This window comes from Bacillus sp. AY3-1, from assembly GCF_008368785.1.
Taxonomy (GTDB): Bacteria; Bacillota; Bacilli; order Bacillales; family Bacillaceae_G; genus Bacillus_A; species Bacillus_A wiedmannii.
Genome location: NZ_QORZ01000017.1, coordinates 497,838 through 521,524, shown reverse-complemented (window position 1 = coordinate 521,524; position 23,687 = coordinate 497,838). Strand labels below are relative to the sequence as shown.

The window sequence follows — 23,687 nt, the reverse complement described above, 5'->3', positions numbered from 1 at the left end:
TTCCTTCGCTTTTTTATGTTTTAAAAAGGTCGTTCTAATCCTGCAGCAGTATGAGCTCCTAAAATAATTAAACGAGTTAATTGCATGGCCATAAAATGCGGGGTATAAATCATCCCTCTTTTTAACCATGACATAATCATCCCGATATGAGCTCCTGTCACATAACTAATTAAAATATCACGAGGAACCATAAGATCTTTATCATCTGGCTGTGAAATAGACAAGCTTAATGTTAAATGTGTTTGTATTGTTTTCATCATTTTATAAGAGTAGTTTCCAGCGGCTTTATCACCAAGCATAACGTTATAGAAGTTCACATTTTCTGCGATATGTTCGAACAAAGCCAAAAATGTCGGATGTGGTGAATCAAATGTAAGTTGAAACTCTTCTTTATTTCTATTTTTCGGCTTAATAACTTCTGTTAACTTCTCTAACATTTCTTCAATGCTTTTGTCTAATAGGTCATATTTATCATGGTAATGGCTATAAAACGTAGCGCGATTTACAGGAGCACGTTCTGCAATATGTTGAACAGTTACATCATCAAATCCTTTTTCGCCTACTAAAGCGACAAAAGCATCCTGTATGAGTTGTCTCGTCCGCTTTACACGTGGATCATTTGTATTTTTAATAGACATTTTTACTTCCCCTCGTTTAATTTTCTATACTTAAACAACATATAGGTATTATATTGTTGTTTAAGCGACATTTCATGCGTAAATTGTCGGTTGTAGATTCAAAATAATTATTTATAATTATAAACGATAGTCCTTCAGAAATCAGCACCGCTCGCAGGTAGATAAATTTCAATTTACACCGCAGATGGTGTGATTTTTTTGTTTAAAAGTTAATATAATTAACAATTAAACAATCTAAACAATAAGGACGTAAATAGTTTAGAAAAAAATTATATGCGATATAAGGAGAGGAATGCAATGAATCAGTTTCGAAGAATGGTGATTATCAACATTATCACATTAATTGTACTAGTTGGCGGCGGTATTGGCGGTTATTACTATTACAATCAAGCGGAAAATTATTTAAAAACAGAAAATGCAAAAATTGATGGAAAGGTAATTCCGATTGCATCACCAGTAGCAGGTAAATTAACTGACTGGAAAGCTGAAGTAGGAAAGAATTACAATGAAAATGATAAATTAGGTGCTGTTACTGTAGCGGCAGCAAATGGAGAACAAACAGTAGATGTAACAATTCCACAAAATGCAACAATTGTACAATCAAATGCAACGACAAATGCTTTCGTTGGAGCAGGTAGCCCAATTGCTTATGCATTTGATATGAACAACTTATGGGTAACAGCAAACATTGAAGAAACAGATGTTGACGATGTACAAAAAGGTCAAGATGTAGATGTGTATGTAGATGCATACCCAGATACAACGTTATCAGGAAAAGTAGAGCAAGTTGGATTAACAACAGCGAATACATTCTCTATGTTACCATCAAGCAACGCAACAGCGAACTATACGAAAGTAACACAAGTAGTACCAGTTAAAATTTCTTTAGATCATAGTAAATCAGTAAATATTGTTCCTGGAATGAATGTGTCAGTTCGTATTCATAAGTAAGGGGGAGATGAGATGTCCTCAATTGCAATTGCAGGATATGCACTATTTTGTATAATCGTCTTCTTCCTTGTAAATCGTCTTTTACGAAAGAAAAAAACGAACGTGGGAGAAGAACAAGTCCCAGCCGTAAATAAAATAGAAGTAAGTAAGGTAGAAACAGAAGAGAAAGAAATTGAACGAAAGCAAGAAGCAGAAATTTCTAATGTAGTTGAGTTAGAAACAGGAAAGCAAGAAGAAGTAAAACAAGAAAAAGAAGTGCGGAAAAAACAAATGTCTACGCCTGTAGAAAATGTGAACGTAAAAGCAGTTGTAGCTGTATTAATTCTCGGCATGTTCGTTTCTATTTTAAACCAAACAATTATTAACGTTGCATTGCCTCCGTTAATGAATGAATTTAACGTATCAACTTCAACAGCACAATGGTTAATTACAGGCTTCATGCTTGTAAATGGTATTTTAGTACCGATTAGTGCCTTTTTAGTTTCACGATTTACGTATCGTAAATTATTCGTAGCGGCAATGTTATTCTTCACGGTAGGATCTATCATTTGTGCTATTTCAGGAAACTTTACAATGATGATGACGGGCCGCGTTATTCAGGCGGTGGGTGCAGGTATTTTAATGCCGGTTGGTATGAATATTTTCATGACATTATTCCCGCCTCATAAGCGCGGAGCAGCGATGGGATTACTAGGTGTAGCGATGATTTTAGCACCAGCTATCGGACCAACTGTAACGGGCTGGGTGATTGAAAACTATAGCTGGAACTTAATGTTCTATGCGATGTTTATCATCGGTTTAATTATTACATTCCTATCTTTAAAATTCTTTACACTAGCTCAGCCAGTATCTAAAACGAAGTTAGATGTATTCGGTGTTGTTAGTTCAAGTATTGGACTAGGTAGCTTATTGTACGGATTTAGTGAAGCAGGAAATAATAGTTGGACTAGTGCAGAGGTTGTTATTTCACTTATCATTGGTGTAGTAGGTATTGCGGTATTTATTTGGAGAGAGCTAACAACGGACAATAAAATGCTTGATTTACAAGTATTTAAATACCCAGTATTTACTTTTACTTTAGTAATTAATGCAATTGTTACGATGGCATTATTCGGAGGTATGTTATTACTTCCGGTATATCTGCAAAACATTCGCGGTTTCACACCGATAGAATCAGGTTTATTACTACTGCCAGGATCATTAATTATGGGGATCATGGGACCTATTGCAGGTAAACTATTTGATAAGTATGGTATTCGTCCGTTAGCAATTGTCGGTTTAGCCATTACAACGTTTGCGACATATGAATTCACAACGTTATCGATGGATACACCGTATAGCGTTATTATGACGGATTATATTATACGTTCGATTGGTATGTCATTCATTATGATGCCAATTATGACAGCAGGTATGAACGCACTGCCGATGAAATTAATTTCTCACGGTACAGCAACGCAAAATACGTCAAGACAAGTAGCTGGTTCAATTGGAACAGCGATATTAATTACACTTATGACGCAACAAACGACTGCTCACGTAGCAGATTACGGCAACATGTTAACAACGTCAAACCCAATTTTAGTTGATAAAGTACACGGCATGGGGCAAAGTTTAGCAGCTATTGCTGGATCAGCGCAAGCAGGAGATGCGATGAGCACGCAACTATTATTTGGACAAATTTCAAAGCTATCTGCAATTAACGGTATTAACGATGCCTTCTTAATTGCAACGATACTCGCAGGGATTGCTTGGGTGTTATCATTCTTCTTACCGTCAGGCAATAAATCAAATAGAAAAGCAGGGAATTAATTTCCCTGCTTTTTTTGTGCTTTTTATAAAAGGAATTCAACTAAATATAGAATGAATCCCCTGCAGACATGAGTCCCCAAAAAATAACCCCTAATATTCCTGCAATAAAAATAATGAATCCCATATTGCGTATACTTTTAATTTTTGCTTTTAACCCAATGAATCCCGCTAATAATCCAGTTAAAGAAAAAAGGATCCAGTATAGAGAAGTTGGAATAGGAAGGATTGTATCACCATTAATCCCCATGCTCCAAAAAACATAAGGTAGCAAGGTAAAGGATAGGCTGAGTATCCCTGTTAAACAAATGAGCAATTTGCGATGTTTAATTCCTGCAATAATTAAAAAAATACCGCCAAAAAGCCCACATAGAGTAAGAAGTGGTACATAGAAAATCCAAAGTAAGCTCAAAACGTGCATATATAATCTCCCTCTAGTTAATGAGTTATATTTTACTGCATAAGGTTTATTTTGGATATTATTAATGAATATGTATAAATTGATAGAAATGAGTAGTACCGATACGAATTAATAGATGTAGAGTAAGTTAGAGAGGAGGGGGCTCGTGAAAATTACAGAAGAGAACGTTGTGAATCAGCTAAGGAAAAGGAACGAAAAAGCATTATATTTTATTATCGACCAGTACGGCGGACTTATAAAAAGTATTATTCAGAAGCATTTAGCTTCGTTCGAAGATGTGCAAGAGGAATGTATGGATGATGTGTTATTGGCGATTTGGAATCATATTGAAAAGTATGATGAAGAGAAAAATACTTTGAAAAATTGGATTGCGGCTATTACAAAATATAAATCTATCGATTATGCGAGAAAATATGCGAAGGCAGTAAATGAAAAAGGGATAGATCACATAGATGAAATAGCGGTACATACCGATACGACTAAAAGAGAAATTAGTAATGATATGGAACATATATTAAATCATTTAAAGAAGAACGATAAAGAAATCTTTATGAAGCATTACGTGGAAGAAGATAGTGTAGAAGATATTGCGGAGAAAATGGGAGTGAAAACTTCTTTTATATACAATCGTCTATCAAGAGGTCGAAAGAAGTTAAGGGCATTATTTTTACATAACCGGATGAAATAAATAAGAGAAGAGGTGAAGGGAATGAAAGACCCATATGAAATGTTAAATGATATAAAAATGGATGAGAATGAATATGAAGAGATTAACTTAACTCATATAGAGAAACAGAAAATAAAAAAGCGAGTTCGTAAAAAAATAAACAAGAACAAAGCTCATACGAAACGGAATGTAGCGATTATAACATCTGCTGCGGCATTATTTATCATAATGATGACTGTAGATATGAGAAGAATGATTGCAGATATACCGTTAATCGGAAGTAAAATGGAAGACTACGTAAACAGTAGAGGCGAACCTTTAAAAGAATATAAAACGACAATAGGACAAACAGTTTATGATAACGGTGTAGAAGTACGGTTAGATGAAGTGATGATAGATGAAGGGCAGATTATTGTTAATAGTACGTTTAAGTCTAGTCGAATCAATTTAGAGGGTTCTTATCCTAGACCTGATATTTATATAAATGGAAAACAGTTAAATGGCAGTGGTAGTGGTGGAGACAAGAAAATAAATGAGTACACGTATACATTTTTTTCAAATATAGATTTAAAAGATGATGAAATGAATCCTCTAGAAATTCGTGGAGAATGTGATGTACAAGTTGTATATAGGGATATTTCTTTAAAAGAGGGCAATTCAACATGGAAAGGAGAATGGGGCTTTTCCTTCAAAGCGTCTGGAGACAAAATAAAAGCTGAAACGAAAACAATCCCAATCCATAAGCATTTTAAATTAGAAAATGGTCAAAAAATAGAAGTGGAAGATTTAAAAGTTTCTCCTATATCTGCGAAGTTGAACTATAAGATGTTGAATGGAACAAAATTAGAGGTGAAATTTATCGCGAAAGATCAAGATGGAAAAGAGTTAATACCACATTCAGGCCTTACACTATCGAAAAATAGTTATTGGCGATTTGAAAAACTAGAAGATCGTGTAACGAAAATTGTTCTGACGCCTGTTCTAACTTCTGGTGAAGAGAGAGAAAAGAAAACGAATTATCGAAAAGTGTTAACGGAAGAAGAGTTTGAAGTTGTGATAAAAGAGTGAAAAGAGGTATCGCGATGATACCTCTTTCTAACTTAAGAATGCCAACATATTATTCATAATATGAAATAACATAGCTGGAATAATGGATTTTGTTTTTTTACATAAAATCGCCATTAATAATCCCATGAAGAAAGTAATGACCATTACTCCAAGTGAGTATGTATGAGCGATACCGAAGAAGAAGCTTGTTAAGATCGCTGCAATCCAAAATGGAAAGCGCTCTGAGAAGAAGCGAAGTATAAAGCCACGGAAAATAAGTTCTTCAAAAATTGGTGTAAGTATAGCGAAACCGAGAAGTAATAATATTTGATACTGCTTAAAAACGTCTAAGTTTAGTGCGGAAGATTGCTGCTTTGTTGCGTCTTGGAACATATAATTTAATAAGATGTAATTGAGTAAAATGTTTATAGCGAAGAAAAGAAGTAAGTATACGTATGTACGCCATTCTTTCAGTGCTTTAAAGTTAAATGATTTTAGTAGTAATTTTTTTGCGGGTTCGAATTTAAAAATGAAGAATAACAACACGGCTAGTTGTAATACGGTACTTGCGGTATTTACGATAGATTCATACAGGGCAATTTGTTTTTTATCTGTAAGACCTGCTGTATAAATTGTTAAGGGCATTGCGAGGAACACAGTAATAAGTCCGGTTCCGAAAAAAGCGAATAAAACGGAGCTAATAAATTGTCCCCATGACATAGAGTATTTCTGTTCATTAGAAAGTTGTGTAGCGGGTTGCATTTATAAAATCACCTCTTTATATTTGTATATTTAATTATAAAACATTTCGTTTTCGGGTGTAATGTTTAAATATTACATACAAAGGTGTATTTTCCATAAAATAATAAAAGAGGTATCACCCTATAGTGATGCCTCTTTCTTATTGATAACTATGTTCTGCCTTGTTATTCGATTTTGATTGCTCTATTTGTAATTCACGTTCTACCAATCGGTCTAACTGCTGAATAGCTTTAAGTGCTTTTTCATAAGAAATCGTTCTATAATGGTGCGCTCCGCCCGGTTCTTCATCTGCTTCATCTGCCCATTTAATAATGTTTTGAAGAGATGTCCTTTCAATTTCTTGCTGTACTAAGAAAGAATCTGTATGAAGAAGAATCGCGATAGAAATTTCTTTTGCTAGTTTCGGATGTTCTCCTAATCTAATAAGTAATTTATGAGCTCTTTCTGCTCCTTTAATTGCATGGATATCATTCTTTTTATACAAGTCATAATCCCATTCTCCCTCACTGTACCATGTGTGATGTCCGATATCATGAAGGAAACCAGCTTTTGTTGCAGCATCGACTGAGGCGTGATGCTTTTTAGCTAAGTGAAACGCATGGTAAGCGACAGCAATCGCGTGGACCATCCCAGAACGATTTACGTATTTTTGTGTAATATGGTGTTTGAAAATTTGTTCAAGCGTAATACGGTGCATAAAACATTCACTCCTTTTTATCTAATGGTGTCTATAAAGAAAATCGATCGGTTTAAATGTATTTTGAATATTGTACTCCATCTGTGTAGCGTTAGTAAAGTAGAAATGTTTAGGAGAAGAAAAATTTTATAGACATAAAAGGTCACCTTAGTTTTTTTCTAAGGTGACCTTTTATTGTTTATTTTTTTAATCCTTGCTCCAGTGTTCCTAACATTTCGTGTTTTTCATTTTCATCAGCATTTTTCCAAATGACTTCGAATAAAACGCCAAGACCTGGAAGCATTTTTTCTTCACCGCTTTGAATTGCATCGACAATCGTTTCTTGTAATTGATCTTGTGAATTTCCAGATACATTCGCTAGTACAGCACCGCGTAAATTAAAACTCATTGCTTTCACCTCTTCTTCAGAATTGAAACTGACGTTAGTTTTTGTTCTTTTTTATGTAAATATGTATGAAAAATAGGCTATAATGATAAGACAAGAAGAGAGGGAAATACATATTATGAAAAACATTGATTCAGTGCAAAATCCGCGTGTGAAGCAGTGGAAAAAGCTGCAGACGAAAAAAGAGCGCGATAAAAAAGGTTTATTTTTTGTAGAAGGATTCCACTTAGTGGAAGAAGCTTTAAAAGCAGGAGTTGTAACAGAACTTATCGTTTCTGATCAGACAGATCTTCCGAAAGATTGGACAGTTAATGATGTGGAAATGTATATCGTACCTGAAGCAATCGTAAAAGTACTTCGTGAAACAGAAACGACGCAAGGCGTATTTGCTGTTTGTGAGAAACACGAGAGTGAAGTAGCTCTTGCTGATGGGAAGTTTCTTTTATTAGATGGCCTTCAAGACCCAGGTAACTTAGGGACAATTATTCGTACAGCTGATGCAGCTGGTATTCATGCTGTTGTGCTTGGAGAAGGATGCGTTGATGCATATAATAGTAAAGTGCTTCGTTCTACACAAGGTTCTATTTTCCATTTACCAGTTGTAAAAGGGAACTTAGAAGAGTGGATAGACAAGTTAAAAGAAAATAACGTTCCTGTATATGGAACCGCTCTTGAAAATGGAGTTCCATATGGTGAAGTAACACCAGCTGGTAGTTTTGCATTAATTGTAGGAAATGAAGGAAGTGGCGTAAGCGAAGAAATTCTTGCAAAAAGTGATCAAAACTTGTATATTCCGATTTACGGCGGGGCAGAATCATTAAATGTTGCGGTTGCAGCAGGGATTTTAACGTATTATTTGCAAAGCCCAGTTGCGAACAAATAAAAAACTTCTTATAATAAGTTGAAGTATATTATATTAAAAGTTAAATAACGAAAAACGTTGATAGAGAAGAGTAACTTACAAAATCGCCATAAAGGGAGAGAATGCCTTAGACTGAAAGTATTCTTATGGTAGACGGAAGTGAATTCACCTCTGGAGTTGACGCCAGGACCATATATATGTAAAGGCGTTCCGGTCAGAATTGATCGTTATAACTAATGAGTGGGCAGACCTGGTCTGTCAATTTAGGGTGGTACCGCGAATTTACCTCGTCCCTTTTTGGGAGCGAGGTTTTTTTATTTTTAAAATTAGGAGGGTTCCAAATGGAAGCACGTTTAAAAGAGCTAAAGCAAAAAGCGTTAGAGCTTATTGAAGAAGCGAAAGAGCTAAAGGGCTTAAACGACGTACGCGTAGCGTATTTAGGGAAAAAAGGTCCAATTACAGAAGTATTACGCGGCATGGGAAAATTATCAGCAGAAGAGCGTCCACGTATGGGAGCATTAGTAAATGAAGTACGTGAAGCGATTCAAACGCGTCTAGACGACAAAATTGGTAACTTAGAAAAAGCAGTAATTGAAGCAAAATTAGCTACTGAAACAATTGATGTTACACTACCAGGTCGTCCTGTTGAAACAGGTTGTCACCATCCGTTAACAGCTGTTGTTGAACAAATTGAAGATGTATTCATCGGTATGGGTTATGAAGTAGCTGAAGGAACAGAAGTAGAAAAAGACTACTACAACTTCGAAGCATTAAACTTACCGAAAGATCACCCAGCGCGTGATATGCAAGATACATTCTACATTACAGAAGAAACGTTACTACGTACACATACATCTTCTGTGCAAGCACGTACGATGGAAAATAATAAAGAAAAAGGCCCGATTAAAATTATTTGTCCTGGTAAAGTGTATCGCCGCGATGACGATGATGCGACGCATTCACACCAGTTCATGCAAATTGAAGGTCTTGTAATTGATAAAAACATTCGCATGAGTGACTTAAAAGGTACACTGCAAGTATTCGTGAAAAAGATGTTCGGTGAAGATCGTGAAATCCGTCTTCGTCCAAGTTTCTTCCCATTCACAGAGCCATCTGTAGAGATGGATATTTCTTGTATGATGTGTCACGGCAAAGGTTGCGGCACTTGTAAAGGAACTGGCTGGATCGAAATTTTAGGCGCAGGTATGGTTCACCCGAACGTACTTGAAATGGCTGGTTATGACTCAAAAGAATATCAAGGTTTCGCATTCGGTATGGGCGCAGAGCGTATCGCAATGTTGAAATACGGCGTAGATGACATTCGTCATTTCTATACAAATGATGTACGTTTCTTACAACAATTCAAACGAGCGTAAGGGAAGGAGAGGATAAGTATGTTCGTATCATATCGTTGGTTACAAGAGTATGTAGATATTAAAGATGTAACAGCACAAGAACTAGCAGACAAAATCACGAAAAGTGGTATTGAAGTAGAAGGTGTTGAAGTATTAAATAAAGGTGTAAAAGGTGTTGTAGTTGGTCACGTATTAGAATGTGAAAAACACCCAGAAGCTGATAAATTAAGCAAATGCTTAATCGATATCGGTGAAGAAGAGCCAGTTCAAATTATTTGTGGAGCTGCTAACATTGCAAAAGGTTTAAAAGTACCAGTTGCAAAAGTTGGAGCTGTACTTCCTGGCAACTTCAAAATTAAAAAAGCAAAACTACGTGGTGAAGCTTCTCACGGTATGGTTTGTGCTCTTCAAGAGCTTGGTATTGATGGGAAACTAGTTGCGAAAGAATACGCAGACGGTATCTTCATCTTCCCAAGTGACGCTGAAGTTGGTGCAGATGCACTTGAAATTTTAAACTTACATGATGAAGTACTTGAGCTTGGTTTAACACCAAACCGTGCAGATTGCTTAAACATGTTAGGTGTTGCATATGAAGTCGCTGCTATTTACGGCCGTGAAGTAAAACTTCCAGCTATCAACTTACAAGAAACAGCAGAAAAAACTGCTGATTACATTTCTGTAAGTGTAGAAGCGAAAGAAGAAAATCCGTTATATATTGCGAAAATGGTAAAGAACGTAAAGATTGGTCCATCACCAATGTGGATGCAAACGCGCCTTATGGCAGCTGGCATTCGTCCAATTAGCAACGTAGTTGATATTACAAACTACATTTTAATGGAATACGGTCAACCGTTACATGCATTCGATTACGATAAATTAGGTTCAAAAGAAATCGTTGTTCGTCTTGCAAAAGAAGGCGAAAAAATTGAAACGTTAGATGATCAAGAGCGTACGTTACAAGATCACCATCTTGTAATTACAAACGGAACAAAAGCTTTAGCTGTTGCTGGTGTAATGGGCGGAGCGGATTCTGAAGTTACAAACGAGACAGTAAACGTTTTAATTGAGTCTGCATACTTTGCAGGTCAAACAGTACGCCGTACATCAAAAGACTTAGGTCTTCGTAGTGAATCAAGTGCACGTTTTGAAAAAGGAATCGATCCAACACGTACATTTGAAGCAATTCAACACGCAGCTGCTTTAATGGCGAAATACGCTGGCGGAGAAGCACTTGAAGGTGTAGTAGAAGCTGACAACTTACAAGTACAAGAGCGTACAGTATCTGTTACTGCTGAAAAAGTAAACCGTGTATTAGGTACAAATATTTCTGCAAGTGAAATGGGTACAATGTTCACAAACTTGAAATTCCCATTCACAGAAGTAGAAGGAACATTCCATGTGAATGTACCAGCACGTCGTCCTGATATTACAATTTCAGAAGACTTAGTAGAAGAAGTGGGTCGTCTATACGGTTATGACCACATTCCAGTTACATTACCTTCTGGAACAATGACTCGTGGTAAATTAACATCAGCACAAACGAAACGTCGTAAAGTACGTCGATTCCTAGAGGGTGCTGGTTTATATGAAGCTATCACATATTCATTAACAAGCGCTGATAAAGCGAAGCAATATATGGTTGAGCCAAATGAAAAAGCTCCTGTAAACCTTGCACTTCCAATGAGTGAAGAGCGTAGCCAACTTCGTTTAAGTTTAGTACCGCAATTACTAGAAGCTGTTTCATATAATGTGGCACGTAAAAACGATAGTGTTGCTTTATACGAAGTAGGTTCTGTCTTCTTACCAACAGAAGCAGGAGAACTTCCGAAAGAAGAACAACATCTTGCAGGTGTTATGACAGGACTTGCTCTTCACCATGCATGGCAAGGTGAGAAGAAAGTAGTAGACTTCTTCGTTGTGAAAGGTGTACTAGAAGGATTATTCGACGTACTTGGCGTTGCAAACCAAATCACTTATGCACCAGCAAAACGTGAAGGTATGCACCCAGGTCGTACAGCTGACATCGTATTAGATGGCGAAGTAATTGGTTTCATCGGTCAATTGCACCCAGAAGCAGAAAAACAATTAGATGTGAAAAATACATTCGTATTCGAATTATCTCTTGTAAAAGTATTTGGTGCAGACGCAGAAGAAACTTACTACGCAGCAATTCCACGTTTCCCATCTATGACACGTGATATGGCTGTTGTCGTAACAAAAGAAACAAAAGCTGGCGAAATGAAGCAAGTCATTGCTGAAGCTGGCGGAGAACTTCTGAAAGACGTAACGTTATTCGACTTATACGAAGGTGAAAAAATGGAAGAAGGCAAGAAGTCACTTGCATTCTCTATGACCTACTTCGATGCAGAACGTACGTTAACAGACGAAGAAGTAACAGAAGCACATAACCGTGTATTAACAACGGTAGAAGAGAAATTTGGTGCGGAGTTACGTAAGTAATAAAAGATTGCCGGATTAAGTCCGGCAATTTTTTTTATGGCACGATTGTCGGAAAATCGATATATTACAAAAATCGCTGATATATTTGGAGTTACGATCGATATATTGCGAAAATCGCTGATATATTTTTTGGTATCTTGCATCTTTCTCTCGAATGTAGTACATTAATTTTAGTTTAACAAAATGAAAGACGATGATAAGGAAAAGTAGTATATACTATAATCCAAAGCGAGTCGGGGACGGTGAGAGCCTGATGAGGCGGTATATGTGAAGAACACCTTGGAGTTGCTAACCGAAATTGAATCTTGTATTCAAGAGTAGACTTAGACGGGAATCCGGCCTGTTACAAACCGGGAAGTATGTATTACATACGAGTTAAAGTTGGTCTTTATGACAAATTGGGTGGTACCGCGAAGTTTAACCTTTCGTCCCTTTATGGATGAAAGGTTTTTTTGTATTTAAATATATGTGCAAAGGAGAATTTCACTATGGAAAACACATTAGTAAAAAGTCTGTATAGAGATACAGATAAATACGCAGGTCAAACAGTACAAGTATCAGGGTGGATTCGTAACTTACGTGATTCAAAAGCATTTGGTTTCATCGAATTAAACGACGGTAGCTTTTTCAAAAGCGTTCAAATCGTTTTCGATACAGAGTTAGAGAACTTCAAAGAAATTGCAAAACTTCCACTTAGCTCTTCAGTTAAAGTAGAAGGTACAGTAATTGCAACGCCTGGAGCGAAGCAACCATTTGAAATTAAAGCAGAAACAATTGATATCGAGGGCTTATCAGATTCTGATTACCCACTTCAAAAGAAACGTCACACGTTTGAATACTTACGTACAATCGCTCACTTACGTCCAAGAACAAATGCATTCTCTGCAACGTTCCGTGTACGTTCTGTCGCAGCATTTGCGATTCACCAGTTCTTCCAAGAGCGTGGATTCGTACATGTTCACACACCAATCATCACTGGTAGTGATACAGAAGGTGCAGGCGAAATGTTCCGCGTAACAACGCAAGATTTAAACAACGTACCAAAAGGTGAAGACGGACAAGTTGATGAATCAAAAGACTTCTTCGGCAAAGAAACAAACTTAACAGTAAGTGGACAGCTGAACGCTGAAGCTTATGCATTAGCATTCCGTGACGTATACACATTCGGACCTACATTCCGTGCGGAAAACTCAAACACAACTCGCCACGCTGCTGAATTCTGGATGGTTGAGCCGGAGATTGCATTCGCTGAATTAGGCGACGTAATGGATCTTACAGAAGATATGCTGAAATATGCAATGAAATACGTACTAGAGCATGCACCAGAAGAAATGGAATTCTTCAACAGCTTCGTTGATAAAACAGTTCTTGAGCGCATGAACAACGTAATCAACTCTGACTTTGGTCGTATCACATATACAGAAGCAATTAAAGTGCTTCAAGAGTCAGGTGCTGACTTCAAATATCCAGTAGAATGGGGTATTGACTTACAAACAGAGCACGAAAGATACTTATCAGAAGAAATTTTCAAACGCCCTGTATTCGTAACTGACTATCCAAAAGACATTAAAGCGTTCTACATGCGTATGAATGAAGATGGAAAAACAGTAGCTGCTACTGACCTTCTAGTTCCTGGCATCGGCGAATTAATCGGCGGAAGCCAACGTGAAGAAAGAATGGACGTTTTAGTAGACAGAATTAAAGAATTAGGTATGAACGAAGAGGACTACTGGTGGTACTTAGAACTTAGAAAATACGGCGGTACAAAACACGCTGGATTCGGTCTAGGTTTTGAGCGCTTCTTAATGTACATCACTGGCATGGCTAACATCCGTGACGTAATTCCATTCCCAAGAACTCCAGGTTCTTCTGAGTTTTAAGATATGAAAAAGCGAGAGGGTTTCCTCTCGCTTTTTTCCTTTTCGGCAAGAAGAATCCATCTGATTTGTGTTACGGGTGAAATCCAACAATTCAGGTGGAGATGAATTGTTGCATAGTTTATTACCTCGTAGCAAAAAGTAACGCGAAGGGGTGAATATAAATGAGTAAAAAAGTAAAAAAAGATCATTCAAGATCAAGCCTAGGTTCTCCAGAAGTAGAAGGACAAGGAACGACGACACATGAAACAGGTTCTCATAAAGTATCTTCATCAAATAAGAAGCAGAAAAGAAGCTAACATAAAAAAGGAGAGTCTTGGCGGCTCTCCTTTTTTTATATGCATTACACCTTATTATCATTAATTTCTTTTGTAATTTTATCTACATCTTTGTCTAATCGATCTAAATAGAAATACCACAGTAAGCTCATGAACACGTAATAGATGGCCATAACGCCAAGGTTATCAGATATGTTTTCGAATGTGGATTTAGTAGTGAACAAAACTCCCCAAATGGTAGAAATAATGAAGTAAGAAAGCGGGCCTACGAGGTGTACGAAAACATATAATAACTTTTTAACTTTTACAGCGTTCATATGAAAGACCTCCTTTTTCTAATCATAGATTCAAGTTCCTCACAGAAGTGTTGTAGTTTTGTTGGATTGTGTATTAACAAGCGGGCATCGTGTTTCCCGATAAATCTTCGAATCCGAAAGTTTAATAAGAAAGAACGGCCGTAACGCTCTATTAAATCGTTGAACTCTCGTTGCTCACTTAGTAGCTGAATGTTTTCTCTAATTTCAAACTGTCTTTCGTGTGGATCGCCTAGTAAAATATTTAGAATCATTTGTAGAAGTAGCAATGGGAACTTCCTTCTATGTTAGAATAATCTGTATATTTTAAGTGTAACAAAAATAAAAGGACAATAGTATAGTGAAACAAAAAACAGGAGTTTGTAGGAGAAGGTTAAAAAACTTCCATTTGTTCCTCTTTTCTTTGAAGTACTCAATTATCTGAAATAATATGCTCTTTGTTTATAGTCATATAGGTTTTATATCCAAAGAAGAAAAAGTTATCGTAATCTTACGGAAATACAATTTATCCTTGATGATATTATGTAGTTTCTTTCATATTTTGATATTCATGAATGGGCTTTTCTTTTTTTAATTATTAAAATTCGAATATAAGGATTTGGAGAATAGAATTTTATAGAAGAAAATGTAATGTTTTGTTAAAATTAAGAGTGTTGAGCAGGGTGTTTTAAGGTTTGTGGCGCTGCATATTTCTTTTTTGTAAATTAAAATATAAAGATGATAAAAGGTGAACGTATTGAATGTTGGGAAAAGGGAATTTGTTTTAGAGTCTTTTGAAGATATAAAGAGACAAATGGAAATTGCTTTAGTGAGCGAAGATTTAGAAACCACTTCATACTTATTTATAAGATCGTTTAGGCTTTTATATAAAGTTGAAAATGATTTATTTCCTTTGAAGAAAGATATGAGTAAGGAAATAGGTAGGTGGTATGAAAAACTAGCATATTTGCACGAAAAAAAAGGTGAAGATGATAAGGCTGAACAATTTTGGCTGTCGGCGTTATCATTTACACAAGATAATGCAAGTTATTATATACAATATGGGCACGCTGTTTTGCGAAGAAAGCATTTATATATTCATAAAGAACTAGTAGATAATTTAAAACAGTTGAACCCTTATAATGTTAAAGAAGTAAAACAAGCAATACAACGAGCACGATTTTCTTTTCGAACGGCTTTACAATACGACAATCTTCAACAAGAAAGTCAAGAGTGTTTGAATGTTATAGCAGAATTAGAAGGCGAGATAGAGAGGAATCCTTTGTTTGCTAAACAGTTGTTAGAAAAGAAAGAAATCGTTTCAGTTGAAAAGACGATGGCAGAATTAGATGAATTAATTGGTTTACAAAGTGTAAAACAAAAAGTGAAAGAAATATATAATTTAGTTATTTTTAATCAGATGCGTAAAGAGCAAGGAATGAAGACAGACAATTTAAGTCTTCACATGGTATTCACTGGAAATCCAGGTACAGGGAAAACGACAGTCGCTAGATTGGTCGCAAAAATTTTTAAAGCTTTAGGAGTATTGTCGAAAGGACATCTAGTTGAAACTGATCGTTCGGAACTAGTTGGAGAATTTGTTGGACATACTGCTCCTAAGACAATGAAGAAAATTAAAGAAGCGCTAGGTGGCGTTTTATTTGTTGATGAAGCTTATTCTTTAACACGAAGCGGCAGTACAAATGACTTTGGAATGGAGGCAATCGACACGCTTGTGAAAGCGATGGAAGATAATCGGGAAAATTTGATTGTTATTCTTGCTGGATATCCTAATGAAATGAATGAATTTATTGAGTCTAATCCAGGACTTCGCTCAAGATTTAATATTTATGTCGATTTTCCAGATTACACAGTGGACGAATTATTATTAATACAAGATTTAATGTTTGATAAAAAGGAATATAAAATTACATCAGGTGCGAAAGAAAGAGTCCGCTATATTTTAAATAAGAAAATAGAACTGAATCCCAAAAGTCATGGGAATGGTAGGTTAATGAGAAATCTTGTAGAGGAAATTATTCTACAAAAAGCTTATTATGCAGTTTCGCAAGGGCAAAAAAAAGAATTGGATAGCATTGATGAAGAGATTATTAATAGAGTAGAGAGAACGACTAAAATTCTTTATTAAGGGGTTAAAAGGGTGCGAGAGGAACAATGTGAATATACTTTTTCACACATACTCAAATTCTTTATTGGTCATAGTGCAAACTTATATCAGTTATATATTCAAGGGTGTTTTGAAGAGATGAAGTTTGTGTTATATACAGATCAGAATTATGAAGACAAGTGGAGCCGTTTTGTAGCCACAACAGAAAGTCGTTTTAAGCAATTGTTCTTTGATTTTTTACTTCATGATATGAAGGGAGAGTTTTATTTGGGTGACACTTATATGGAAATGATAGAAAACGATATTGCAGGTTTAACTTTTTTAGAAGAAACAGCATTTGAAATATATGAACCACAAGATTATTCGGATTTACAACCAGCAGTAGATACACTGCGTGATGAAATTAAAAAAGGAAATCGTGCCTTTTTTAAAATTGCACAAGAGTTACAATCAACGATGGAAGAATATGTACAAGAAAAAGGCACGGTTGAAGAAAAAACTAGTTTAGTAGAATTTGAGAAAAAACAAAAAAAGTTAGCTTTACTTGTTATTAGTATGTTCGATTTGCTGGATAATGTTTATAACATTTCTAAGCAAGTAGAAGGAAATAGCTGGGGAGATAGCCTGGAAACAACGCTTAAAAAAGCGTTATTTCTACTTGAAAAAGAAGAAATTGAAGAGATTTCTGTTCAAGGGGAATTGTTTGATGGGACTGTAATGGAAGGGGTTGGAACGGTTCCTTTAAATGAAGTTCCAGAAGGTTATGAAAAATATCAAGTATATACAGTAAATAAACGAGGTTTTCGCAATGCTGTTACAGGAGAAATTTTAAGAAAAGCATACGTGATCACTGTCTATTAATCATATTAGGAGGAATTATTTATGGCTATTGTAGGAATCGATTTGGGGACAACCAATTCTGCTATTGCGTACTTAAAGAATGGAAAACCGGAGATTATTGAAAATAAAAAAGGAAGCCGCACAACACCTTCGGTTGTACAAAAGGATTTAAAAGGCGAAATTATTATTGGTGAAGATGCGAAATCGGGAATTAAAAGTTTGCCGGATCGTACTGTTCTTGAAGTAAAACGATTAATGGGAACGGAAGAAAGGGTTTCGATTGGAGAAAAGGAACTGCGTCCAGAAGAAGTATCGGCTCTTATATTAAAGTATTTAAAAGAAAGTGTAGAAGAGAGACTAGGAGAGGCAGTAACAGAAGCTGTTATTACAGTTCCTGCGTATTTCTCCGATTCACAGAGGAAAGCGACACAAAAGGCCGGAGAGATTGCAGGGCTAAAAGTGGAACGTATTATTAATGAGCCGACTGCAGCTGCTATTGCATACGGATTCGAGAATTCGGACCAAAACCAACATATTCTAGTCTATGATTTAGGTGGTGGTACTTTCGATGTTTCAATTATTGAAATTTTTGAAGGTGTAGTAGAAGTAAAAGCTAGTGCTGGTAATAATAAGCTAGGTGGTATGGATTTTGATAATGCAATTGTAGATTGGGTAGTAAAGGAATATGAAATGATTCATGGTATTCATTTATATCAAATCGAAGGTAAATCGGAGCAAGAAGTTCGATTGTTATTAAAAGAAGAAGCTGAGCGAGTTAAAAAATCTTTATCGACTCAAATGTCAGTACGATTTATGGTTCCATTTGTAGGTATTCATAATGGTGCGCCTGTCACGATTGATATGGAACTATCTCGCGGGCAGTTTGAGCAATTGATTCAAAAATTAGCAGCTTCCACATTACATGAGGTAGATACAGCATTAAAAGAAAGTAATTTATCATTAACGAGTATTGATCAAATTTTATTAGTGGGCGGGTCTACACGTATTCCTTATATCCAAAAAATTGTAGAAGAAAAATTACAACGTCCAATTCGTAAGGATATTAATCCTGATGAAGTAGTGGCTTTGGGAGCTGCAGTACAAGCGGGAATTAAAAGTGGAGCAATTGATTCAACAGATGGATTAATGGTTCTTGATATTTGTTCGTATACATTAGGAACAGATATTGTGAAAAATGTTGGCGGACAATTTATAGGTGGATACTTTGATCCAATTATTAATAAAGGTGCAAAAGTTCCAGTTACAGAAAAAAAGACATACTATACAATGAGTGATTATCAAGATCAAGTTATTATTCAAGTATATCAAGGAGAAAATGAAAAAGTTTTTGAGAATACAAAGTTGAATAAAGATGACATTATTCTGGAGGGAATTCCAAAGCAGTTAGCAGGACACGAAGAAATTGAAATCCAGTTTACTTATGACATTAATGGTATTTTACAAATTGAAGCGACGATTGTGAGTACAGGAAAGAAAATTACAGAAGTCATTAATTCTCAAGTGGGTGTTATGGACGAACGTGAAATGACGCAAGCGAAAGTACGCTTGGAAAAAGATTGGGCTGAATCAGAGTATTTTGAAGATGTTAAAAAGACATTATATCGTGCAGAAAAATTAATGCAAGACGTAGGAGAACAAGAAAAGCAAAAATTACAAGAAACTGTATCAAATTTAAAAGTGGCTTTAAGTCGTAATGATCGTATTTCAATTCAGAAATATGATGAAGAGTTAACTGATTTATTAATTGAATTTGTGTAAAAAGATAGAGGAGACGATTATGGAACATATAGCAAATCAATATAATCAGTGTATCCGACTTGTTCAGCAAGGACGTATTCTGCAAGCGAAAGAGTTAATCCTTTCGCTTGCAGCTCTTTTACCAGGAGATTCACGAATTAATTGGCTGTTAGGGTTACTTGAAGTATATACGGGATATCCTCAAAAAGGGATTGTTTTATGGAAGGCCCAGCGTAATATAAATGCGTCGCAAAGACAAACGATGAAAAAAGTAGAAGCGGTATTGCCTAAATATGAAGAGTTATATCGCTCGTATAATAAGTCTGTAGTTTTGATGAAAAAAGGGAAATATGCAGAAGCAAAGGGCTTATTGGGAACAGTTTTGGAGAAGAGAGAAACATACCCACTACCTGCAAAGGTGTATTATGCATATTTACTTTGTCTTCTAGCGGTAGAGAGTGTAGACCTGACTCTGAAAGAGTTTGAACGATTTCCTAAATATGTAAAGGACGAGCAATCCATTTTAATCTTGCAGAAGAAGTATAAGTTATTTGAGGTAACGGAGCCTGCGGTACAGGAGAAAAAAGGTTGGATTCTTCATACACTCTATACTTCAGTAATTGTGCTGTCCCTATTTGCTGGAGGGTATCTTATACAACATATGAAAGAGTCTTATCAAAAGGAAGTTGCTGCAAAAACGGTAAATGAAAAAAAGCAAGAGCAACAGCATAAGAAAGCCGAAAAATCATTACAAGAAAAAAATACTGCTTTAGAGAAACAGATTAAAGAGAATCAAAAACAGTCATCCCAAGAAACAGCAATTTTAGAGTCTAGTCTCATGCAAAATGAAGCATTAAAGTATAAGGCTTCTTGGGAATTATACAAAGATGGAAGGTCTTTATATAAACAAGGAAATTATGAAAAAGCAAAAACGGTATTTACTAATGCTAGAAAACTGCTAAGTGATTCGGATATAGCGGATGATGCACTATACTTTACCATTCTATCTAAAATAGAAATGAAAGATTATACAGGGATAGAAAAACTATATGATGAATTTTTAAATAATTCTAGTTCTAACTTTAAAAATTCTGATTATGCGGATGCTGTTCTTTTATCGAAGGCGACATACTTTATGGATACAGGTAAAAAAGATGAAGCGGTTACTATACTGAAAAAAATAGACAAAGAGTATGCAGATAAATGGACAGGACAAAAGGCAAGGAAATTACTGGGGACATTGTTAGGAGAGTAATATGAATAATCTTACATATTATGAATTGTTAGAGATAGAACAAAGCGCTTCACAAGATGAAATTAAAAAAGCTTACTTTCGTAAGATTAGGATGTATTCAAATGAGAAATATCCTGAAGAATTTAAGCAGTTAACAAAAGCATATGAAGAATTAATGAATGAAGAGCAACGAATAGCATATGATAGAAGTCTTCAAAATGGTGGAGAATATGAACGCTTGTTAAATCAAGCAAATGATTATATTAATCGAGATATGTATACAGATGCAGTGATTATTCTGAAAGACTTAATAGAGGATTATCCAGATGATGCAGAGGCTCTTTATTATTTAGCACATTGCTATTATGAGATGGATTTAATTAGTAATGCTAAGAAGGTTGCGCAGCAATTAGTGTTAGAGCATCCATCAAATATGGATTATCAATTTCTATTGTATAAAATTTACAAAACGAAAAAAGAATATTCAAAAGCTATTAGTCAAGCAAATAAAATAATAAAATTGGATCCAAATAAGTCGTATGGATATATCCATTTATCAAATATATATCTAGATTTAGAACAATGGGACAATGCTATTCAAGCACTGGAACGAAGGTTGAATAGTTGCACACCAGGAATTGAAGACATGTTCCTCTTACTTGATTTACTCTACTTAACAAATGCACAAGAAAGAATAGCGTACTGTGAAAGGATTGGGGAAATAATTAAAAGAGTTCCTCAAAATGATGAAGAAAAGCAAGCTGTAATTAATATGTTATTAGATCAGACGGACGAAATTGATATAACGCATTCTTGTTTGCCGCGAATTGTAAGAATAATTCAGGATATGAATCAAAATGAGAATGTGGAAATAAGTAATTATTTACGAGATTTAGAACAGAGAATGGAAATGGATGGTTATAACGAGGTGGAGCGTACAAACTATAATAATAGTGAGGTAGCTGCAAATGTAGTTCATGAAAATAACACCAACTACAATGCAAGTTATGCGAGCAGAGGTAGTATTGTTATGGCAATTATTGTAGGCATAATTTTTTCGTTTATTGGAACACCAGTTTTAGGGATTATTGCTGGATTCATTTATTATTTCTTTGCTGAGGCGATATGGAACATGATAGGTTGTGTAGTTGCTATTATTGTTGTAATTGCTATTGCAGGAGCTATATTCTTTTAAATATATGCAAGTGTTGTAATATGAATAGCCAAAAATCATATATCATCCATAAAAGGCGAAAAGAATCCAATTCTTTTCGCCTTGTTTAGTTCATGCAAATCATGTCGATACTAAAAAGTAGTTATTTTTTCAATAAGCGAAACGCCTTCTCCCTATTAGCAAAATGCATTTTTACAAACTCAGGTAATCTTTCTTTACCAAGCTTTTGAATTAATTTAGCGGCTGCAATATCAACTTGTTTACCAGCACCTTTTGGAAGTGGCATGCCAGCTTTTTTGCTTAGTTCGTTAAACTGTTTTACGAATGAGTAACGAGCTAAAATAGAAGCAGCGGCTACTGCTAAATGGACGCTTTCGCCTTTCGTCGCGAAGTAAACATTTTCACGCTGTACCTGCTTTTGCTTTACTAAATATTTGTAGTATGTATCAGGTTGTGTGAATTGATCGATTAAGACGCCTTCAGGTTTTGTAGGTGCAATTTTAGCTAATAAGTTTGTAATAGCTTTATTATGCAGTAAAGCTTTTAACTTACCTTGGTTGTTTCCTTTATCAAATAGCTCGTTATATTTTTCATTATGAAGGACAAGAGAGCTGTAAGGAACAACGTGTAGAAGTTGTTTTGCAATGGCAGTAATTTGATCGTCATTTAAGTTTTTAGAGTCTTTTACACCAAGTTCTTTTAACAGTGGGATTTGCTTAGCATCCACATATACAGCAACTACTGTCATCGGTCCGAAGAAATCACCAGTACCAACTTCATCTGACCCTACGATAGACATTGTACCGATGGAAGTAGGGGGTGCATAACGGTGTGAATCGGCAGATTTTTTTACAGCTGTTTTCGGTGTTTGAGAGACAGTTTGCCAACGAGAAGCTTCTGCTTCAGCACGGCCACCTTGGAACATTACTTTTCCAGATTTATAAGCTGTAATCGTGCAAGACGGCACCTTTGCCATGAAGATTCCGCCTTGTGGGGTTTTTGGGCTAAGTGCCTGTTTGTATTGTTGTTTCATGTCTTCAATTACTGTAGAATTTGTTTGAATTACGATAGAATTTGACATAGTGGTCGCCCCTTTTTTTATATTGTTATTTTTATCATATCGGATTGTTCTTTCTGTTTCCATAATATGATGGTTCATGGTATGATAAACTTTAGGATTCTGTACGTGATTGGAGGCCGGTGAGTTGTCACAACAAAAGGGAAAGAAAAGTCGAATTAATGTAGAAATCTATGGTCAACAATATTCAGTTGTTGGCGATGAAAGTACAAGTCATATCCGCATGGTAGCAGCGATTGTGGATGATAAAATGCGCGAACTCAATGCCAAGAATCCTTCGCTTGACACGAGTAGACTAGCGGTATTGACGGCGGTAAACGTCATACACGATTACATAAAATTAAAAGAAGAACATGAGAAATTGAAAGAAAGTATGACAAAAAAAGGAATGGAATAACATGATTGATATTATTATCATTTTACTGCTTGTTATGGGATTTTTCCTCGGCTTACGCAGAGGGTTTATTCTGCAACTTGTAAAGTTAACAAGCTTTATTATCGCATACCTTGTTGCATACTGGTACTGTAAAGATTTAGCGCCAGCACTTGCGAAATTTATTCCGTATCCATTTGATAAAAACGTATCTGTTCCAGAATGGATTGATGCAAATAATATTGAGACAGTATTTTATCAAGCGCTTGCGTTTATCATATTGTTTATTATTACAAAAATTGCACTTTCATTACTTGGTAATTTGTTAAATATGTTTGCAGAAATACCGGTTTTAAAGCAAGTCAATGCGTTTGCGGGGGCAATCCTCGGATTTTTAGAAGTATATATTATTTTGTTTGTTTTAATTATCGTTGGAAACATTCTTCCAATTGAACAAATACAAACACCATTACAAAAATCATCAATTAGCAAAATAATTGTAGACGATACACCGATTCTTTCTGAAAAGGTGAAGGAACTATGGCAGACAGGTAGCAGAGTATAACTTCTCTTTTTTCGGAAAGAGGAGTTTTTTTCTAT

The 23,687-nt window shown here is 35.6% G+C and carries 24 protein-coding genes and 2 other annotated features; of the genes, 16 read left to right on the top strand and 8 right to left on the bottom strand.

The genetic code is table 11. The annotated features are described in order from the left end of the window. Positions 1–20: 20 nt before the first annotated feature. Positions 21–638: a TetR/AcrR family transcriptional regulator gene (locus DN389_RS18235; protein ID WP_000023655.1), complete on the bottom strand. Its 618-nt coding sequence runs from the start codon at positions 636–638 to the stop codon at positions 21–23. A 297-nt stretch (positions 639–935) separates the two neighbouring features. Between DN389_RS18235 and DN389_RS18230 the strand changes: the two genes are divergently transcribed. Beyond that, positions 936–1,589, top strand: a complete 654-nt coding sequence (locus tag DN389_RS18230; RefSeq protein WP_001071411.1) for an HlyD family secretion protein — start codon at positions 936–938, stop codon at positions 1,587–1,589. Between the two features lie 12 nt (positions 1,590–1,601). Then, positions 1,602–3,401 carry a DHA2 family efflux MFS transporter permease subunit gene (locus DN389_RS18225; protein ID WP_000094768.1) on the top strand — a complete coding sequence of 600 codons (1,800 nt, stop codon included), beginning with the start codon at positions 1,602–1,604 and terminating at the stop codon, positions 3,399–3,401. Between the two features lie 40 nt (positions 3,402–3,441). Here the strand turns inward: DN389_RS18225 and DN389_RS18220 are convergent, their stop codons facing one another. Beyond that, on the bottom strand, positions 3,442–3,819 hold the full coding sequence (locus tag DN389_RS18220) for a hypothetical protein (RefSeq protein ID WP_000558271.1): 378 nt from the start codon (positions 3,817–3,819) through the stop codon (positions 3,442–3,444). A gap of 145 nt (positions 3,820–3,964) precedes the next feature. Here DN389_RS18220 and DN389_RS18215 point away from each other — a divergent pair, with 145 nt between their 5' ends. Both DN389_RS18215 and DN389_RS18210 read left to right on the top strand, forming a co-directional pair. Continuing rightward, positions 3,965–4,507 (top strand): sigma-70 family RNA polymerase sigma factor, encoded by a 543-nt coding sequence (locus tag DN389_RS18215; protein WP_000704586.1) that lies wholly within the window; start codon positions 3,965–3,967, stop codon positions 4,505–4,507. 21 nt (positions 4,508–4,528) lie between these two features. Continuing rightward, positions 4,529–5,554 (top strand): DUF4179 domain-containing protein, encoded by a 1,026-nt coding sequence (locus DN389_RS18210; protein WP_149237440.1) that lies wholly within the window; start codon positions 4,529–4,531, stop codon positions 5,552–5,554. Between the two features lie 27 nt (positions 5,555–5,581). Here DN389_RS18210 and DN389_RS18205 read toward each other — a convergent pair whose 3' ends face one another. The 3 genes from DN389_RS18205 to sspI form a co-directional block, all read right to left on the bottom strand. Next, positions 5,582–6,295 (bottom strand): CPBP family intramembrane glutamic endopeptidase, encoded by a 714-nt coding sequence (locus DN389_RS18205; RefSeq protein ID WP_061673009.1) that lies wholly within the window; start codon positions 6,293–6,295, stop codon positions 5,582–5,584. A gap of 139 nt (positions 6,296–6,434) precedes the next feature. Next, entirely contained in the window at positions 6,435–6,992 is a 558-nt protein-coding gene (locus tag DN389_RS18200) for an HD domain-containing protein (RefSeq protein ID WP_000554785.1), read from the bottom strand. Between the two features lie 178 nt (positions 6,993–7,170). After that, positions 7,171–7,380, bottom strand: a complete 210-nt coding sequence (sspI, locus tag DN389_RS18195) for a small acid-soluble spore protein SspI (protein WP_000009511.1) — start codon at positions 7,378–7,380, stop codon at positions 7,171–7,173. 82 nt (positions 7,381–7,462) lie between these two features. Between sspI and DN389_RS18190 the strand changes: the two genes are divergently transcribed. From DN389_RS18190 to DN389_RS18170, 5 genes are all read left to right on the top strand, one after another. Continuing rightward, entirely contained in the window at positions 7,463–8,260 is a 798-nt protein-coding gene (locus tag DN389_RS18190) for a TrmH family RNA methyltransferase (RefSeq protein WP_002107601.1), read from the top strand. A gap of 48 nt (positions 8,261–8,308) precedes the next feature. After that, positions 8,309–8,537 (top strand) — a binding site (T-box leader). Positions 8,538–8,580: 43 nt separating this feature from the next. Beyond that, a complete protein-coding gene (pheS, locus tag DN389_RS18185; RefSeq protein ID WP_000388217.1) occupies positions 8,581–9,615 on the top strand; it encodes a phenylalanine--tRNA ligase subunit alpha in 1,035 nt (344 codons plus the stop codon). Between the two features lie 18 nt (positions 9,616–9,633). Continuing rightward, the gene (gene pheT / locus DN389_RS18180) at positions 9,634–12,054 is read left to right on the top strand and encodes a phenylalanine--tRNA ligase subunit beta (RefSeq protein ID WP_048565762.1); all 2,421 of its coding nucleotides are present in this window, start codon (positions 9,634–9,636) and stop codon (positions 12,052–12,054) included. Positions 12,055–12,238: 184 nt separating this feature from the next. Next, positions 12,239–12,490 (top strand) — a binding site (T-box leader). A gap of 52 nt (positions 12,491–12,542) precedes the next feature. Next, positions 12,543–13,934: an asparagine--tRNA ligase gene (gene asnS, locus DN389_RS18175; RefSeq protein WP_088091796.1), complete on the top strand. Its 1,392-nt coding sequence runs from the start codon at positions 12,543–12,545 to the stop codon at positions 13,932–13,934. A gap of 161 nt (positions 13,935–14,095) precedes the next feature. Continuing rightward, the gene (locus DN389_RS18170; RefSeq protein ID WP_000039594.1) at positions 14,096–14,230 is read left to right on the top strand and encodes a YuzL family protein; all 135 of its coding nucleotides are present in this window, start codon (positions 14,096–14,098) and stop codon (positions 14,228–14,230) included. A gap of 44 nt (positions 14,231–14,274) precedes the next feature. Here the strand turns inward: DN389_RS18170 and DN389_RS18165 are convergent, their stop codons facing one another. After that, positions 14,275–14,526 (bottom strand): hypothetical protein, encoded by a 252-nt coding sequence (locus tag DN389_RS18165; protein ID WP_000994750.1) that lies wholly within the window; start codon positions 14,524–14,526, stop codon positions 14,275–14,277. Next, positions 14,523–14,792 carry a hypothetical protein gene (locus DN389_RS18160; RefSeq protein WP_149237439.1) on the bottom strand — a complete coding sequence of 90 codons (270 nt, stop codon included), beginning with the start codon at positions 14,790–14,792 and terminating at the stop codon, positions 14,523–14,525. The genes DN389_RS18165 and DN389_RS18160 overlap by 4 nt, the downstream gene beginning before the upstream one ends. A 458-nt stretch (positions 14,793–15,250) precedes the next feature. Between DN389_RS18160 and DN389_RS18155 the strand changes: the two genes are divergently transcribed. The 5 genes from DN389_RS18155 to DN389_RS18135 all read left to right on the top strand — a co-directional run bounded on the left by DN389_RS18155 (position 15,251) and on the right by DN389_RS18135 (position 21,657). Further along, on the top strand, positions 15,251–16,651 hold the full coding sequence (locus DN389_RS18155; RefSeq protein WP_255450706.1) for an AAA family ATPase: 1,401 nt from the start codon (positions 15,251–15,253) through the stop codon (positions 16,649–16,651). Positions 16,652–16,768: 117 nt separating this feature from the next. After that, a complete protein-coding gene (gene grpE, locus DN389_RS18150; protein ID WP_255450705.1) occupies positions 16,769–17,491 on the top strand; it encodes a nucleotide exchange factor GrpE in 723 nt (240 codons plus the stop codon). A gap of 21 nt (positions 17,492–17,512) precedes the next feature. Continuing rightward, a complete protein-coding gene (locus tag DN389_RS18145; protein WP_097889212.1) occupies positions 17,513–19,249 on the top strand; it encodes an Hsp70 family protein in 1,737 nt (578 codons plus the stop codon). A gap of 19 nt (positions 19,250–19,268) precedes the next feature. Then, on the top strand, positions 19,269–20,483 hold the full coding sequence (locus tag DN389_RS18140; protein ID WP_149237437.1) for a tetratricopeptide repeat protein: 1,215 nt from the start codon (positions 19,269–19,271) through the stop codon (positions 20,481–20,483). 1 nt (position 20,484) lies between these two features. Next, positions 20,485–21,657 carry a tetratricopeptide repeat protein gene (locus DN389_RS18135; RefSeq protein ID WP_149237436.1) on the top strand — a complete coding sequence of 391 codons (1,173 nt, stop codon included), beginning with the start codon at positions 20,485–20,487 and terminating at the stop codon, positions 21,655–21,657. A 121-nt stretch (positions 21,658–21,778) separates the two neighbouring features. On the opposite strand, the gene rnhC is transcribed toward DN389_RS18135, so the two are convergent. Continuing rightward, positions 21,779–22,717 (bottom strand): ribonuclease HIII, encoded by a 939-nt coding sequence (rnhC, locus tag DN389_RS18130; protein ID WP_149237435.1) that lies wholly within the window; start codon positions 22,715–22,717, stop codon positions 21,779–21,781. Between the two features lie 124 nt (positions 22,718–22,841). Here rnhC and zapA point away from each other — a divergent pair, with 124 nt between their 5' ends. Beyond that, positions 22,842–23,111, top strand: coding sequence for a cell division protein ZapA (gene zapA / locus DN389_RS18125; RefSeq protein WP_000082701.1), 270 nt, complete (start codon positions 22,842–22,844; stop codon positions 23,109–23,111). 1 nt (position 23,112) lies between these two features. Beyond that, a complete protein-coding gene (locus tag DN389_RS18120) occupies positions 23,113–23,652 on the top strand; it encodes a CvpA family protein (protein WP_000565411.1) in 540 nt (179 codons plus the stop codon). The last annotated feature ends 35 nt before the right edge of the window (positions 23,653–23,687 follow it).

Bases quoted from the DNA above. Each gene is read 5' to 3' on its own strand.
- asnS (WP_088091796.1), top strand. From the start codon at position 12,543: ATGGAAAACACATTAGTAAAAAGTCTGTATAGAGATACAGATAAATAC.
- sspI (WP_000009511.1), bottom strand. From the start codon at position 7,380: ATGAGTTTTAATTTACGCGGTGCTGTACTAGCGAATGTATCTGGAAAT.
- DN389_RS18165 (WP_000994750.1), bottom strand. From the start codon at position 14,526: ATGAACGCTGTAAAAGTTAAAAAGTTATTATATGTTTTCGTACACCTC.
- DN389_RS18200 (WP_000554785.1), bottom strand. From the start codon at position 6,992: ATGCACCGTATTACGCTTGAACAAATTTTCAAACACCATATTACACAA.
- DN389_RS18210 (WP_149237440.1), top strand. From the start codon at position 4,529: ATGAAAGACCCATATGAAATGTTAAATGATATAAAAATGGATGAGAAT.
- DN389_RS18220 (WP_000558271.1), bottom strand. From the start codon at position 3,819: ATGCACGTTTTGAGCTTACTTTGGATTTTCTATGTACCACTTCTTACT.
- DN389_RS18230 (WP_001071411.1), top strand. From the start codon at position 936: ATGAATCAGTTTCGAAGAATGGTGATTATCAACATTATCACATTAATT.
- DN389_RS18120 (WP_000565411.1), top strand. From the start codon at position 23,113: ATGATTGATATTATTATCATTTTACTGCTTGTTATGGGATTTTTCCTC.
- grpE (WP_255450705.1), top strand. From the start codon at position 16,769: ATGAAGTTTGTGTTATATACAGATCAGAATTATGAAGACAAGTGGAGC.
- DN389_RS18170 (WP_000039594.1), top strand. From the start codon at position 14,096: ATGAGTAAAAAAGTAAAAAAAGATCATTCAAGATCAAGCCTAGGTTCT.
- DN389_RS18190 (WP_002107601.1), top strand. From the start codon at position 7,463: ATGATAAGACAAGAAGAGAGGGAAATACATATTATGAAAAACATTGAT.
- DN389_RS18135 (WP_149237436.1), top strand. From the start codon at position 20,485: ATGAATAATCTTACATATTATGAATTGTTAGAGATAGAACAAAGCGCT.
- DN389_RS18145 (WP_097889212.1), top strand. From the start codon at position 17,513: ATGGCTATTGTAGGAATCGATTTGGGGACAACCAATTCTGCTATTGCG.
- pheT (WP_048565762.1), top strand. From the start codon at position 9,634: ATGTTCGTATCATATCGTTGGTTACAAGAGTATGTAGATATTAAAGAT.
- DN389_RS18225 (WP_000094768.1), top strand. From the start codon at position 1,602: ATGTCCTCAATTGCAATTGCAGGATATGCACTATTTTGTATAATCGTC.
- pheS (WP_000388217.1), top strand. From the start codon at position 8,581: ATGGAAGCACGTTTAAAAGAGCTAAAGCAAAAAGCGTTAGAGCTTATT.
- DN389_RS18235 (WP_000023655.1), bottom strand. From the start codon at position 638: ATGTCTATTAAAAATACAAATGATCCACGTGTAAAGCGGACGAGACAA.
- rnhC (WP_149237435.1), bottom strand. From the start codon at position 22,717: ATGTCAAATTCTATCGTAATTCAAACAAATTCTACAGTAATTGAAGAC.
- DN389_RS18140 (WP_149237437.1), top strand. From the start codon at position 19,269: ATGGAACATATAGCAAATCAATATAATCAGTGTATCCGACTTGTTCAG.
- DN389_RS18205 (WP_061673009.1), bottom strand. From the start codon at position 6,295: ATGCAACCCGCTACACAACTTTCTAATGAACAGAAATACTCTATGTCA.